This is a genomic window from Microbacterium sp. C7(2022) (assembly GCF_028823665.1).
Lineage (GTDB): Bacteria > Actinomycetota > Actinomycetes > Actinomycetales > Microbacteriaceae > Microbacterium.
Genome location: NZ_JAPEHV010000001.1, coordinates 69,865 through 83,852 on the forward strand (window position 1 = coordinate 69,865; position 13,988 = coordinate 83,852).

Consider the following 13,988-nt stretch of genomic DNA (forward strand, 5'->3'; position numbering starts at 1 on the left):
ATCGCGCCGTTGCTGTGGCTGTCAAGCCCATCGTCGCGGCGCCCTCAGCGGTCTAGCGTGCGAAGGGTCGCCACGAGCGAAGGGAGACGCCATGCCCGGTGGAAGCGGACCGAACAGCCTGAAAGACCCCGAACTGTACGAAGAGTTGCGCGACGACGGCGCATCGAAGGAGAAAGCCGCGCGCATCTCGAACGCGGCCGCGCGAGACGGACGGAGCGACGTCGGCAGGCGCGGCGGAGAGTCCGGCTCGTACGAGGACTGGACGGTGCGCGACTTGAAGAAGCGCGCCAAGGAAATCGGACTGTCGGGGTACTCCGACAAGAGGAAGTCCGAGCTCGTCAGCATGCTTCGCAACCACTGATAGAGAGGAACGAAGCGGATGCCGCGACTCACGCGAGTACAGCCGTATGCAGATCGCGGCATACGTCGGATCCGGAGCGGCAGCGGCTTTCGCTATGTGGATGCCCGGGGACGGGCGGTCTCGGAGAAGCACGTCGAGCGGATCCGCGAACTGGTTATCCCGCCGGCGTGGCAAGAGGTCTGGATCTGCCACCGCCCGGACGGCCACATCCAAGCCGTAGGCGTGGACGACGCGGGGCGCCGTCAGTATGTGTACCACCCGCAGTGGTCGGCAGGGCGCGACAAAGGTAAGTATGCGCGCGCTCTCTTGTTGGCCGAGGCGTTGCCGCGGGCCCGAGGTCGGGTCACGACGTCATTGCGACGACCGGACATCGACCGCGAGCGCGTGCTCGCGGCGGCCTTCCGGCTCCTCGATCAAGCAGCGCCGCGCATCGGGTCGGAGCGCTACCTGACCGCCCACGGAAGTCGTGGATTGACGACGCTGCAGCGGCGGGATGCCGTCGTTGAGGGCACGCGTGTCGTGCTGAGCTTTCCGGGGAAGAGCGGCAAGCGGCAGTTCCTCGAGATCGACGATGAGGATCTCGCGGCCGTGATCAGCGAGCTGGCTGCACAGCGTTCGCGCGGCCCGCTGCTCGCGTGGGAGCGAGGGCGCTCACGCGTGCCGCTTACCCCTGCGGAGGTGAATGCGCATGTACGCGGACTCACCGGCGGAACCTTCACTGCGAAGGACTTCCGGACTCTGCGGGGGACTATCAACGCGGCGGATGCGCTCGCCCGTATTGGGCTCGTGGACACGAAGCGGGAGAGAACTCGTGCGGAGCGATTGGCAGTGCAGGCCACCGCAGATGCGCTGGGAAACACCCCGTCGGTGGCGCGGAGCTCGTACATCGACCCGCGCGTGTTCACGCGCTATCGCGTGGGCCACTTGCTCGACCTGAGCGTCTCGCCCGAATCGGCCATTCGCGCGCTCATCAGGCCAACACGGCAGCCGACGTCAACGGAGTGAGGGTGCGCCACCCGCGCGCTGGCCAGTAGCGTTGCGTCATGCCGCACGCGATCGACCCGCGCACCCTCGGTGTGGTGGTCCTCGGGGGCGCCGTCGGCGTTCTGGTGCGCGCCGCGCTCACCGTTCCGGCCAGCCCTCCGCCTGCGGGCGATGCTTCAGGCATCGCGTTCACAGCGGTGCCGTGGGTCACACTTGCCGTCAACGTCGTCGGCTCGCTTTTGTTGGGCTTCGTCATCGCCGCGCTGGGGACGGACTTCCCCCGCTGGCGCGCCTTTCTTGGCACGGGAGTGCTGGGAGGATTCACCACCTACAGCGCGTTCGCCGTGCACGCGGTCGAAATGACAGCTACGCCGCTATTCGCGGTCGTGCTGGTGGTGGCATCCGTTGTTCTCGGACTCCTCGCGGCGCGGATCGGTGTGATCATCGGGCGCGTGGCACGACCGGTCGCTGCGGAAGAACAGGACGTGCCCGAGTGAGCACCGGTGTGCTGGTCGCGCTCGCCATCGCCGGGGGCGTCGGGGCGGGGCTTCGCTACATCCTCGACCGCCTGTGGCCCTCGCGCGATGGCCTCACAGTCGCGTGGGGCATCTTCATCGCGAACGTCACGGGATCGTTCGCGTTGGGGCTACTCACCGGGTTCGGCGCCGCCATCAACTCGGACATGGTGCTCGTGATCGGCACCGGGCTGCTCGGCGGCTACACGACCTTCAGCACGGTATCGGTTGAAAGCGTGCTGCTGGCCGAGCGCCGCCAGCGCAGAGCGTCTCTGATCACGACATTCTGCACCCTGGTGGCCGCGCTCGCCGCTGCGGCGGCCGGCTTCGGGCTCGCGTTCCTTTTGCAATAACTCTCGCCGTGATGCGGTGACGGCCCCGCGTGCGCCCGATGGCGTCACCGCGCGAGGGCCCATGGAAGAATGGACAACCGATACATTCCCGTATCCAACCCCGCCGTCCGCGCGCGGGATCTGCACCCTCACCAGCGAAGGCCCGCCATGTCGAACCTCGCCATCCTGAGCCTGAAGAACCGCGCCCTGATCGCGCTCGTGACGATCGTCGCCGCGCTGTTCGGCGGCATCGCGCTCACCAGCCTCAAGCAAGAGCTCATCCCGTCGATCGAGTTCCCCGCCGTCATCATCGTCTCGACGTACCCGGGCGCATCGCCCGATGTCGTCAACAACGATGTCTCGACGCCGATCGAGACGGCGATCCAGGGGGTGCCGGGGCTCGAATCGACCACCGCGACCAGCACCACGAACGCGTCGGTCGTGCAGGCATCGTTCACGTACGGCACCGATCTCGGCACCGCCGAGCAGAAGCTGACGCAGGCGATCAACCGCATCTCGAACCAGCTCCCCGACGGCGTCGAGCCGCAGGTGATCCTCGCCAGTATCGACGATCTGCCGGTGATTCAGATCGCCGTCACGGGGTACGACGACGCCGAGACAATTCAGGCTGAGCTCGAAGCATCCGCCATTCCCGACCTTGAAGACGTCGAGGGCGTCAACTCCGCCGGCATCGTCGGTGGCGTCGGGCAACGCGTCACGATCACCCCGGATGCCGCGGATCTCGCCGCTGCAGGGTTCACCCAGCAGGCGATCACCGACGCGCTCGAGCAGAACGGTGTGCTGTTCCCCGGTGGCCAGATCACCGAGGACGCCGAGACCCTGACCGTGCAGACGGGGTCGAAGCTGACGAGCGTCGAAGACATCGCCGCGTTGCCGCTCGTGGGCACCTCGGCCGAGCAGCTTCAGGGTGACCTCGTCACCATCGGCGACGTCTCGACGGTGGAGCAGGAGCAGGACCCGGTCACGAGCATCTCGCGCGTCAACGGCGAGCCGGCCATCACCATCGCGATTACGAAGCTGCCGTCGGCCAACACGGTCGACGTGTCGACCGCCGTGCAGGCACTCCTCCCTGATATCGAAGAGTCGCTGGGCGGTGTCACCCTCACGGTCGTCTTCGACCAGGCGCCGTTCATCCAGGAGTCGATCGACACGCTCGCCAAGGAGGGCATGCTCGGCCTCGTCTTCGCCGTGCTGGTCATCCTCGTCTTCCTGCTCTCAGTGCGCGCGACGCTCGTGACGGCGATCTCGATCCCGACGAGCGTGCTCATCACCTTCATCGGGATTCAGACGTTCGGCTACTCGCTGAACATCCTCACCCTCGGTGCACTCACGATCTCGATCGGCCGCGTCGTCGACGACGCCATCGTCGTGATCGAAAACATCAAGCGGCACTACGTGGGCGACGCTGACAAGAAGGCGTCAATCCTTCTCGGTGTGCGAGAAGTGGCATCCGCCATCACATCCTCGACGCTCACCACGGTGGCGGTGTTCCTCCCGATCGCGTTCGTGGGGGATGTCACCGGTGAGCTCTTCCGGCCCTTCGCGCTGACCGTCACGATCGCGATGACCGCGTCGCTGTTCGTGGCGCTCACGATTGTGCCGGTGCTCGCATACTGGTTCCTGCGGCCGGGCAAGCCGCTGCTCGACGCGAACGGCGTGCAGATCGACCCCGAAGACGAGGCAGCGCCATACAGCCGCCTGCAGCGCACATACGTGCCGATCCTCACCTGGACGCTCAAGCACTCGTGGATCACGCTGCTTCTGGCCGTTCTCGTGCTCGGCGGCACCGTCGCAGCGGCGCCGTTCATGAAGACCAACTTCCTCGGTGACAGCGGTCAGAACACCTTCACCGTGACGCAAGACCTCGGCCCGGCGCCGAGCCTTGAGACCGAGGAAGCGGCATCCGAACCCGTCGAAGAGGCCCTGCTCGGTATCGACGGTATCGACATTGTCCAGGTGTCGATCGGCACGAGTGGTTCGGCCCTCCTCGACGCTTTCTCGGGTGGCGGCTCGGGTGTGACCTACTCGGTCACCACCGACCCCAGCTACGACCAGGTCGCGATTCGCGAAGAGGTCACCGAGGCCGTGGCCGACCTCGACGACGTCGGCACGATCACGATCGGCGCTTCGCAGGGTGGCTTCGGCGGCAGCGACATCGCCATCGAGGTGACCGCCCCCGACTCGTCTACGCTGCAGGAGGCCACCGACGCGGTCGTTGCCGCGGTCGAGGGTCAAGACGGTATCGGGCAGGTCTCGAGCAACCTGTCGGCCTCGCTTCCCTACATCGCCGTCGAGGTGGATCGGGATGCCGCCGCCGAGCGCGGCCTGTCAGAGGTCGCCGTGGGCGCCATCGTGTCGAACACGATGCAGGCACAGTCGATCGGTTCGGTCGAAGTCGATGACACCGCACTGACGGTGTACCTCGCGGCATCCGAAACCCCGCAGTCGCTCGAAGACCTGCGCCAGTTGAGCATCCCGACCGCGCTCGGCGTTGTTCCGCTCGAAGACATCGCGACCGTGGAGGAGAGCGTCGGCCCGGCGTCGATCACCACCGAGCGCGGTCAGCGCACCGCGACCGTATCGGTCACGCCGTCGACCGACGACCTTGCGGCCGCGACCGCGACGGTCACCGAGGCTCTCGAGGACGCCGATCTGCCGGCTGCTGCCGATGCAGAGCTTGGCGGCGTGGTTTCGCAGCAGCAGGACTCGTTCAGCCAGCTCGGCCTCGCGATGCTCGCCGCGATCTTGATCGTCTACATCATCATGGTCGCGACCTTCAAGTCGCTGCGTCAGCCGCTGCTGTTGCTGGTGTCAGTGCCGTTCGCGGCGACCGGTGCGATCCTGCTGCAGATCGCGACCGGCGTGCCGCTGGGTGTCGCCTCGCTCATCGGTGTGCTGATGCTCATCGGAATCGTGGTCACGAATGCGATCGTGCTGGTCGACCTGGTCAACCAGTACCGCGAGAAGGGGCTCAGTGCCCATGACGCGACGATCGCTGGTGGCGCGCGTCGTCTGCGCCCGATCCTGATGACCGCGCTCGCGACGATCTTCGCTCTCACGCCGATGGCGCTGGGCATCACCGGTCAGGGTGGGTTCATCTCGCAACCGCTCGCGATCGTCGTGATCGGTGGACTCATCTCGTCGACCGTTCTGACGCTGCTCGTCTTGCCGACGCTGTACAACCTCGTCGAGGGCGCCAAGGAGCGCCGCGCCGAGAAGCGTCGTCGCCGCGAGGGTGGTGACGGTTCGGGTTCTGACGGTTCGGGGTCTGATTCTGGTGGTTTTGGGGATGGCTCAGGTGGCGATGAGCCGACGGGTGCTGGTGCTTCGGCCGGGGCCGTGGCTGCCGGTGCCGGTGCTGCCGGTGCGGTCGTTGCTGAGCCGATCACCGAGACGCGCCGTGAGCGCCGTGAGCGCGAGAAAGCCGAGGCGGCTGCCGCTGCGGCTGCCGCGGGTGTGGCGGGTGCTGGCGCAGCTGCCGATGCGGACGCTGACGCGGGGGCTGATGGCGTAAACGCAGACGCTGCCGCCGCGGATGCTGACGCTGCGGGACTTGACGGCGCCGGTGACGCTGTTGAGGTCGAGGCCGACGATGACGCTGCTGAGGTCGAGGCTGTTGACGGCGGTGGTGAGGTCGAGGCTGACGGTGAAGCTGCTGAGGTCGAGGCTGATGCTAGCGCTGCTGGAGGGGACGCGGACGTCGCTGAGGCAGATGCTGCCGACGCGGAGGTCGAAGCTGTTGATGGTGCTGAGGCGGCCGATGCTGAGGCTGACGGTGCTGAGACGGTGGCCGATCCTGGCGCCGAGGACGCTGATGTTGCGCCGGTCGGAGATGCCGAGACCGACGCCGATCACCAGGATGAGGCTGTCGAAGCGGCGAGCGGCGATGCTGACCCTGTCGAGGCTGAAGCAGGCGACGCTGACGCTCAGCCGGACGAGGCCCAGCCGGCCGAGGCAGAAACGATCGATGGTGGAGCGGCAGAGCGCGACGCTGCTGGTACTGAAACAGCCCTAGACGGTGAGAGCGAGCCCGCCGACGATGTGTCGTCTACGGATGAGGCGGTAGAGCAGATCGACGGGGCGGACGCTCCTGCCGAGGACGCTCCTGCCGAGGAAGCTCCTGCCGAGGAAGCTCCTGCAGAGGAAGCTCCTGCAGAGGACGCCGAGGACGCCGAGGAGGCTGGCGACAGCGACACTCCGGTGATCGACAGCATCCCTGAGTGGGATGGCGCTGGCGAAGCATCCGACACCGACGAATCCGGCGAACCCGACAAGCGGGACTAATCGCGAGCATTAAACCTGCATGTGAGCATCAAATCTGGTGCTCACATGCAGGTTTTGTGCTCACTCGGCGGCGGCGGCGGGCGGCGTGCGTGAGGCGTGCGGCACCGCGGAGCGGAAGGTCAGCGGGAGCGCTGAAGCCAGGGGCGCAGCATCCGGGTCACCCAAGGGAGCACCGCGTACGTCATCACGGGCGTGAGCGCGATGGTAGCGATGAGTACGCGGACGACCAGGGGTAGCTCGGCGAAGCCGGGGATCATGCCCAGCAGCCACGTCGCGAGCAGGTTCGTCGGGAAGAAGCCGAGCCAGATCGTCACCGCCTGCTTCCAGCGCGGGGGCGCCGCAGGAATCGGCTGCTTGACCGGGCCCGTCGTGATCGAACCGCCCGGCGATGCGTCACCACGAGGGCGCGCTTCGACGCGCGTCGCGAACGGCGCGTCGAACCAACCCTCGATGCCCGTTCGGCGCTCGACGCGCACCTCGTCGGCGAACGCGCGCCCCGAGTCGAGCCACCACGCGCGCTGCGATGAGCCCTCCCACGCCTCGAGGGTGGTGATGTCGCGGAAGCGATAGAGCATGTACCAGAGGTCACTGGACTCGCCCGCACGGACCCAGCCCGAGCCGAGAAATCCGGGGAATGACGTGGCGAGGTCCGTTCCGGCTTGCATCCAGCTGGTGGCTTCGGGCGTGCGAGACGGGTCGATTCGCCGCTCGATCGCGACGGTGATGGGGTGGGCCACGGGTTCTGCCATGTGTTCCATTCTGCGGTGCGAAAATCGGCGGCGAGGGCGCAGACGAGGTGGAGGCCGCAGGCGAGGTGGCGGTGCAGACGAGGTGGGGGCTGCTGACGGTGCGGGCCCCGGGGAGGTGAGGCGCGGGGTGAGGTGCCAGCCCGCTCCCAGGTCGAGTCGCTAAGGTTGGGCAGTCGGCTCTGGACACCGCGTTGTTCGCGGATATGGGTTTGTGAGTCCAAGGGGCCGATGGTGGAGGCGAATCCGTCTCGACGACCATCATGTTGAATGGCCCCCGGCCGACGATCTGTCCGGGTTTACTCCGTGCCGCGCGTGCCGTGCGGCTGTCGCTCGTGTGCGACCTGTGGAGCGCTGTTCTCACGAAGAACAACCCAGAAGGACACACCATGCCTAAGAGCAAGAAGCCCGCCGGCGGTCGCCCCGCCAAAAACTTCGAGCCGCGCTACGGCGCCAAGACCAGCTACCAGGACCGCAAGCGTCGCCCCGGTGAGGCCTCGAGCGGCAAGCCGGGAAGCAAGAGCCCCAGCCACCGCGGATATCGTCCAGAAGAATCGGATGCCGCGCCCAAGCGCCGCTGGAGCGCGCAGGAGCGCGCCGGGCGCGACGAATCGCGCGCGATCCGGTCGCACCGCTCGTCTTCGGACCGTGGCGGCAACCGCTCGTACGATGACCGTGGCGCTCGTCAGGGCCGTTCGTATAACGAGCGCCCGGCTCGTTCCTACGACGAGCGCCCGGCTCGTTCGTACGATGAGCGTCCGGCTCGTCGTGATGACCGTGGTGGTCGTCCCGCCCGTTCCTACGATGAGCGCCCCGCCCGTCGTGATGACCGTGGTGGTCGTCCCGCCCGTTCCTACGATGAGCGCCCCGCTCGTCGTGATGACCGTGGTGGTCGTCCCGCCCGCTCCTACGACGACCGCCCGGCCCGCCGCACTCAGGCGCCCAACCGCTCGGACTGGAACGCCACGCCGCGCTCGGCCGCTCACGAGGCGCACGTCGATGTCGTGCACGAGCGCCTGCAGGCTGAGGCCGTGCAGGCAGCTGAAGTCGCCGACATCCGCTTCGGCGACCTCGGTCTCGGCGACAACATCGTTCGCACTCTGAGCGAGATGGGTGCGGCGACGCCGTTCCCCATCCAGGCGGCGACCATCGTGCCGATCCTCGAAGGCAAGGACGTCCTCGCTCGCGGACGCACCGGCTCCGGCAAGACGATCGCGTTCGGCGCGCCCCTGGTCGAGAGCGTTCTGCGCTCGCAGGCCGGCAAGCGTCGTGAATTCGGTCGCTCGCCGAAGGCCCTCATCCTCGCCCCCACGCGCGAGCTCGCGCTGCAGATCGACCGGACGATTCAGCCCATCGCGCGCAGCGTCGGTCTGTTCACCACGCAGATCTACGGCGGCGTGCCGCAGGGTCGCCAGGTGGGCGCCCTCAAGAAGGGCGTCGACATCATCATTGGCACGCCCGGTCGCATCGAAGACCTGGTCAACCAGGGAAAGCTCGACCTTTCGCAGATCCAGATCGCTGTGCTGGACGAAGCAGACCACATGTGCGAGCTCGGGTTCCTCGAGCCGGTGCAGCGCATTCTGCGTCACACCGCCGAAGGCAGCCAGAAGCTGCTCTTCTCAGCGACCCTCGACCGCGAAGTCGCAGCCCTCGTTGACGAATTCCTCGTCGAGCCGGCCGTCTACGAAGTCGCCGGTGAAGACCAGGACTCGGGCACGATCGAGCACCGCGTTCTGGTCATCGACCACCGCGACAAGGCCGAAATCCTGGCGTCGCTCGTCGACCGCGAGGGCAAGACGCTGGTGTTCGCGCGCACCCGTGCCTACGCCGAAATGCTCGCCGAGCAGTTCGACGACGCCGGCATCCGAGCCCTCGCACTCCACGGTGACCTCAATCAGGCCAAGCGCACCCGCAACCTCGAGCGCATGACGTCGGGACGGGTGAACGTGCTGGTCGCAACCGATGTGGCGGCGCGCGGCATCCACGTCGATGACATCGATCTGGTGATCCAGGCCGACGCTCCCGACGAGTACAAGACGTACCTGCACCGCTCGGGTCGTACCGGCCGTGCGGGTCGCTCGGGCACCGTTGTGACGCTCATCCCGCGCCAGCGTCGCCGCCGCATGACCGAGATGCTCGACCGCGCCGAGATCGACGCGCCGTTCGAAGACGTGCGCCCCGGAGACGACGTGCTCGAAGAGTTGGCTGGTCGCCAGCTCGCGAACGTCGACCGCTAGACGTACTCGACGAAACACCTCTCCGCAGGGAGGGGTGTTTCGTCGTTTCGCGGGCGAATTGCACGGCAATCGTTCATTGGGTATTCCGCAACTCGGGCGAGGCCGGGTGCGGATTCGGCCCGCTGCGCAGACTCAGAACAGCATGGATGCCGCGCCCGACGCCTGGCCTCTCCCGCCCGATCGCGCCGCGGCGGCGTGACCGCGGCTGGTCGTGACGACGCGCGAGCGTGCGGCGAGCCCCGCCACCGGTGCGCCGCGTGGGTGGTCGTCCTCGGCGTATCCGTCGAGGCCATGCACTCTCAACAGCGGGCGCACGCGCTTGTTCAGCCACGAGCGATAGGCCTTCGGGGCAGTGGTTGATGCGCCGGGGTAGAGCCCGCGATAGCTCGACATGAGTTCGGGATGCTGGTGCTCGAGCCACTGCAAGAACCACTGTTTCGCCCCCGGGCGCAGGTGCAGAGCGCCGAAAACGACGCGAGACGCGCCTGCCTCGCGAATGCGGCGCAGTGCCTCGTCGATCACGGGGATCGAGTCGGTGAGGTGCGGCAGGATCGGCATGAGGAACACGGTCACGCGGAAGCCCGCCGCCACCGCCGCGCGCACCGTGTCGAGGCGGGCTGCCGTACTCGGGGTGCCCGGCTCGACGGCGTCTTGCAGTGCGTCATCGAAGATGGCGATCGACAGGGCGAGGGATACGCGCACCTCGCGCGCGGCGTCGGTCAGCAGGGGCAGATCGCGGCGCAGCAGGGTGCCCTTGGTGAGGATGGAGAACGGGGTGCCCGACTCGGTCAGGGCCGAGATGATCTCGGGCATCAACCGGTACTTGCCCTCGGCGCGCTGGTAGGGGTCGGTGTTCGTTCCCAGCATGACCGGCTCGCGCTCCCACGACCCGCGCGCGAGCTCTCGGCGAAGGACTTCGGCGACGTTGACCTTGACGATGACTTGGGTGTCGAAGTCGCGGCCAGCGTCGAGTTCGAGGTACTCATGGGTGCCGCGCGCAAAGCAGTAGGTGCACGCGTGACTGCACCCGCGGTAGGGGTTCACGGTCCAGTCGAAGGGCATCGCCGATGAGCCGGGCACGTGGTTCAGTGCCGACTTGCAGAGCACCTCGTGGAAGGTGACGTCCGCGAACTCGGGGGTATTCACGGACCGGACGAGCGACGACATGCTCTCGAGTCCTGGCAGGGCCGACGAATCTGTCGCGCCAATTTCTTGACCTTGCCATCGCATGCCCATAGTCGAACATAATTACCAAGATGCTGTCAATACTTCTCCGGCGAGTTTCGAAATCCCAGCGTCTCGGGTGACCGGGGCCACAATGGAAGGTGTGACATCCCCCGATCAGCGATCGCGCAGGCGTGCCGAGGACGGTACGCCCGGCATGCCGTCGCGGCGGGAGGCGCGCGCGACGGCCCTGCTGGCTGCCGAAGTCGCTCCGGTGCGGCATGCCCGCGCACGCCGCGCCGCCCGCATCGGAATGGGGTTCGGCGCCGTCGCGATCGCGACCCTCCTCGTGGGCTCAGCGGTCGCCGTGACCGCGGCGCTCACCGGGCCCGCGATCGCGCATGATCAGGTGCTGGATGCCGTGGGGGCCCGCGCGACGTTGCCCATGCCTGAAGAAGCCGAGCAGATTCCTGCTCCCGACAGTGCCGCGGTGGCAGCGGCATCCGACCCCTGCGCTGTCGAGGGAGTCACGGGACTCATCGACGACGGCGACGACGACCGGGCCATCGCGGCCGCCGGCGGGGGCGAGGCGGTGCGTGCGGCGATCGCGGATGGTGGGGCGGCGTGCTTCGCGCTCGATGACCCCACGCGCGTGTGGACGATCATCAACAAGGTGCACGCGTTCGATCCTGTCGACTACTCCCCGTCGCCGCTGACCTCGTCGCTGGGCGTGCGAAACCTCTCCGGCGGCTCGCTGCGTGCCGATGCGGCAGCCGCGCTCGCCGAGATGGCCGACGCCATCGCGGCGGACGGTGCGGGTGAGATCGCCCTGCACAGCGGGTACCGCTCGTACACGACACAGCAGGGAAGCTACGGGCGCCAAGTCGCTTCGCGCGGAGTCGAGGGCGCCGATCTGGTGAGTGCTCGCCCGGGCCACAGCGAGCACCAGAGCGGGCTCGCCGCGGACGTCGTCGCGTGCAACGGCGGGTGCGGTTCGATCGACGACCTCGCGGCGACCGCGCAGGGAGAGTGGATCGCCGCCAACTCGTGGGAGTACGGCTGGATCGTGCGCTACGAAGAGGGTCACACCGAGGTCAGCGGCTACCTGCCCGAGCCGTGGCATCTGCGCTACATCGGCACGGAGCTGGCGCAGGCGTACCACGACGGTGATTTCCACACCCTCGAGGACTTCTTCGCGCTCGAGCCAGCCCCAGACTACGTCGACTGATCACGTCGGCGGGGCGGCGAGGGGACGCACTGTCAAGGACTGCTGGTGGGCTCCGATCGGGCCGACCTCGTCGTGCAGCACGGTGTGCGTCACCCCCAGGCCTCCGTCACCGAAGCTCACTGTGGTGTCGAATCCGATCCACTCGCCGCGTGGCGCGCGGAAGAGGTGCACCGTGAGGTCGACGTTGGGGAAGGCCAGCTGCGTCGGGGGAACCCGCGGAGTCATGCCGTTGGCGAAGTCGAGGATGCCGAGAAGTCGCGCCGTATCGCTGATCGATTCGCCCGCCACGAGCGGCAAGCCCGGGCGGAGCCACGCCTGTGCACGACCGGGGGCGGTCTCGCGCCGGCGTACCTCGATCGTCGTGATGCACTCGCCCGGCCACACTGTCGCCCCATCCCACGGTGGGCACTCCTCGCGCGGCGGCATCGACGGCAGGGCGCTGCCCTCCGATGCGGTGCTGTCGCCTGGCTGCAGGAACCACGCGCGTGCGATGACCGCTGCCCGGCCGGCGTGACTGAGGGTGGCCTCGAGCAGCTCGATGGTGCGCCCGGCCCGCAGGACCCGCGTGGTCACCTCCACAGGTGCGATGGGAAGGACCCCGAGGATGTCATACGAGACACGGGCGAGCGAGAGGACGTCGTCGCCGCGGCGCGAGGCGTGGTCCTGCTCGAGCACGTGCCCGATCAGGCCGAGAGCAGGCGCGATGTGCTGCTCGTCCGTGTTCCATGCTCCTTGCACTGCGCTGCGGGCATCGAAGACTGTCGGCTCGATACGGTCGAAGTAAGCGGTCACTCTGGCATCGTACGTCGCGGCAGCGGCATCCGTGAGACTCAGTGTCATCTCACAGTGGACGCAATGTCATGCGAGAGTATGATCGGGAACGGGCCGCCGATGGCGATTCACGCCGGCGTAGCCCCTCGAAGACGAGAGGAAGGCGCACATGCAGCGCGACATCTACGACGAGGACCACGAAGCGTTCCGCGACGTCGTAAAGGAATTCATCAAGCGCTATGCGACGGCAGAAGCGCGCGAGCGCTGGGACGCCGCCGGCGAGATCGACCGCGAGACCATGCTGGCCGCGGGTGAGTCGGGCCTGATCGGCCTGTCGGTGCCCGAGGAGTTCGGCGGCGCGGGCATGCTGCAGGACTACCGGTTCCGCACGATCGTGAACGAAGAGGTGATCGGTGCCGGCGCCGGTTCGCTCGCCGGTGCGTTCGGCATCCAAGACGACCTCGCGGTGCCTTACATCGTGCACATGGGCACGCAGGAGCAGAAGGAGAAGTGGCTCCCGCGCATGGCGACCGGTGAGGTCCTCGGCGCTCTCGCGATGACCGAGCCGGGTGCCGGCAGCGACCTGCGCGGTATCAAGACCACCGCGAAGAAGGTCGATGGCGGCTACATCGTCAACGGCGCCAAGACGTTCATCTCGTCGGGCAACACCGCCGACATCGTCGTGACGTTCGTCAAGACCGGCGAGGGCAACCGCCCCGACGCGTTCAGCCTGCTGATCCTCGAGAACGGCATGGAGGGCTTCGACCACGGCAAGAAGCTCAAGAAGATGGGCTCGCACGGCCACGACACCGCCGAACTGTCGTTCAGCGACGTGTTCGTGCCCGAAGAGAACCTCATTAGCGGCAAGGAAGGCCAGGGATTCATCCAGTTGATGATGAACCTGCCGCTCGAGCGCCTCTCGATCGGCATCGCTGGTGCCGCCGCCGCGCAGGCCGCGATGAACTGGACGATCGCCTACACGAAGGACCGCGAGGCCTTCGGTGAGCGGATCATCGACTTCCAGAACACCCGCTTCAAGCTCGCCGACGTGGTCACCACCGTCGACGTGATGTGGGCATACCTCGACCGCGCGCTGCTGGCCTATAAGGACGGCAAGCTGACGGCCGAAGAAGCGGCCAAGGTCAAGTTCTGGTGCACCGACCGTGAGTGGGAAGTGCTCGACACGTGCGTGCAGCTCCACGGCGGCTACGGCTACATCACCGAGTACCCGGTCGCTCAGGCCTTCCTCGACGCGCGTGTGCACCGCATCTACGGCGGCACCAACGAGATCATGCGCGAGATCGTCGGTCGCCAGATCGCCGGAAAGCGCTGACGCACAAAGCTC

The 13,988-nt window shown here is 67.4% G+C and carries 10 protein-coding genes and 1 pseudogene; 8 read left to right on the plus strand and 3 right to left on the minus strand.

The window, feature by feature from the left end; translation table 11 throughout:
* Positions 1-91: 91 nt before the first annotated feature.
* The 5 genes and pseudogenes from ON062_RS00330 to ON062_RS00350 all read left to right on the plus strand — a co-directional run.
* Complete coding sequence (locus tag ON062_RS00330; RefSeq protein WP_274645146.1) at positions 92-361, plus strand: Rho termination factor N-terminal domain-containing protein; 270 nt, start codon at positions 92-94, stop codon at positions 359-361.
* 18 nt (positions 362-379) lie between these two features.
* Complete coding sequence (locus ON062_RS00335; RefSeq protein ID WP_274645147.1) at positions 380-1,366, plus strand: DNA topoisomerase IB; 987 nt, start codon at positions 380-382, stop codon at positions 1,364-1,366.
* 38 nt (positions 1,367-1,404) lie between these two features.
* Positions 1,405-1,842 carry a CrcB family protein gene (locus tag ON062_RS00340; RefSeq protein WP_274645148.1) on the plus strand — a complete coding sequence of 146 codons (438 nt, stop codon included), beginning with the start codon at positions 1,405-1,407 and terminating at the stop codon, positions 1,840-1,842.
* Positions 1,839-2,213 (plus strand): CrcB family protein, encoded by a 375-nt coding sequence (locus ON062_RS00345; RefSeq protein ID WP_274645149.1) that lies wholly within the window; start codon positions 1,839-1,841, stop codon positions 2,211-2,213. Before ON062_RS00340 ends, ON062_RS00345 begins: the two co-directional genes overlap by 4 nt.
* Positions 2,214-2,360: 147 nt before the next feature.
* Positions 2,361-5,435: pseudogene (locus ON062_RS00350) on the plus strand (efflux RND transporter permease subunit); the annotation flags it as partial.
* A gap of 1,181 nt (positions 5,436-6,616) precedes the next feature.
* On the opposite strand, the gene ON062_RS00355 reads toward ON062_RS00350, so the two are convergent.
* Entirely contained in the window at positions 6,617-7,246 is a 630-nt protein-coding gene (locus tag ON062_RS00355) for an antibiotic biosynthesis monooxygenase (protein WP_274645150.1), read from the minus strand.
* A gap of 386 nt (positions 7,247-7,632) precedes the next feature.
* Here ON062_RS00355 and ON062_RS00360 point away from each other — a divergent pair, with 386 nt between their 5' ends.
* Positions 7,633-9,480 (plus strand): DEAD/DEAH box helicase, encoded by a 1,848-nt coding sequence (locus ON062_RS00360; protein ID WP_274645151.1) that lies wholly within the window; start codon positions 7,633-7,635, stop codon positions 9,478-9,480.
* 132 nt (positions 9,481-9,612) lie between these two features.
* Here the strand turns inward: ON062_RS00360 and ON062_RS00365 are convergent, their stop codons facing one another.
* On the minus strand, positions 9,613-10,710 hold the full coding sequence (locus tag ON062_RS00365; RefSeq protein WP_274645152.1) for an Rv2578c family radical SAM protein: 1,098 nt from the start codon (positions 10,708-10,710) through the stop codon (positions 9,613-9,615).
* 97 nt (positions 10,711-10,807) lie between these two features.
* Between ON062_RS00365 and ON062_RS00370 the strand changes: the two genes are divergently transcribed.
* Complete coding sequence (locus ON062_RS00370; RefSeq protein ID WP_274645153.1) at positions 10,808-11,872, plus strand: M15 family metallopeptidase; 1,065 nt, start codon at positions 10,808-10,810, stop codon at positions 11,870-11,872.
* Here ON062_RS00370 and ON062_RS00375 read toward each other — a convergent pair whose 3' ends face one another.
* Positions 11,873-12,712, minus strand: coding sequence for a thioesterase family protein (locus tag ON062_RS00375; RefSeq protein WP_274645154.1), 840 nt, complete (start codon positions 12,710-12,712; stop codon positions 11,873-11,875).
* A gap of 100 nt (positions 12,713-12,812) precedes the next feature.
* On the opposite strand from ON062_RS00375, the gene ON062_RS00380 reads away from it, so the two are divergent.
* Positions 12,813-13,976: an acyl-CoA dehydrogenase family protein gene (locus ON062_RS00380; protein ID WP_274645155.1), complete on the plus strand. Its 1,164-nt coding sequence runs from the start codon at positions 12,813-12,815 to the stop codon at positions 13,974-13,976.
* Positions 13,977-13,988 lie beyond the last annotated feature (12 nt).

Bases quoted from the DNA above. Each gene is read 5' to 3' on its own strand.
- ON062_RS00330 (WP_274645146.1), top strand. From the start codon at position 92: ATGCCCGGTGGAAGCGGACCGAACAGCCTGAAAGACCCCGAACTGTAC.
- ON062_RS00335 (WP_274645147.1), top strand. From the start codon at position 380: ATGCCGCGACTCACGCGAGTACAGCCGTATGCAGATCGCGGCATACGT.
- ON062_RS00340 (WP_274645148.1), top strand. From the start codon at position 1,405: ATGCCGCACGCGATCGACCCGCGCACCCTCGGTGTGGTGGTCCTCGGG.
- ON062_RS00355 (WP_274645150.1), bottom strand. From the start codon at position 7,246: ATGGCAGAACCCGTGGCCCACCCCATCACCGTCGCGATCGAGCGGCGA.
- ON062_RS00360 (WP_274645151.1), top strand. From the start codon at position 7,633: ATGCCTAAGAGCAAGAAGCCCGCCGGCGGTCGCCCCGCCAAAAACTTC.
- ON062_RS00365 (WP_274645152.1), bottom strand. From the start codon at position 10,710: ATGCGATGGCAAGGTCAAGAAATTGGCGCGACAGATTCGTCGGCCCTG.
- ON062_RS00375 (WP_274645154.1), bottom strand. From the start codon at position 12,712: ATGACACTGAGTCTCACGGATGCCGCTGCCGCGACGTACGATGCCAGA.
- ON062_RS00380 (WP_274645155.1), top strand. From the start codon at position 12,813: ATGCAGCGCGACATCTACGACGAGGACCACGAAGCGTTCCGCGACGTC.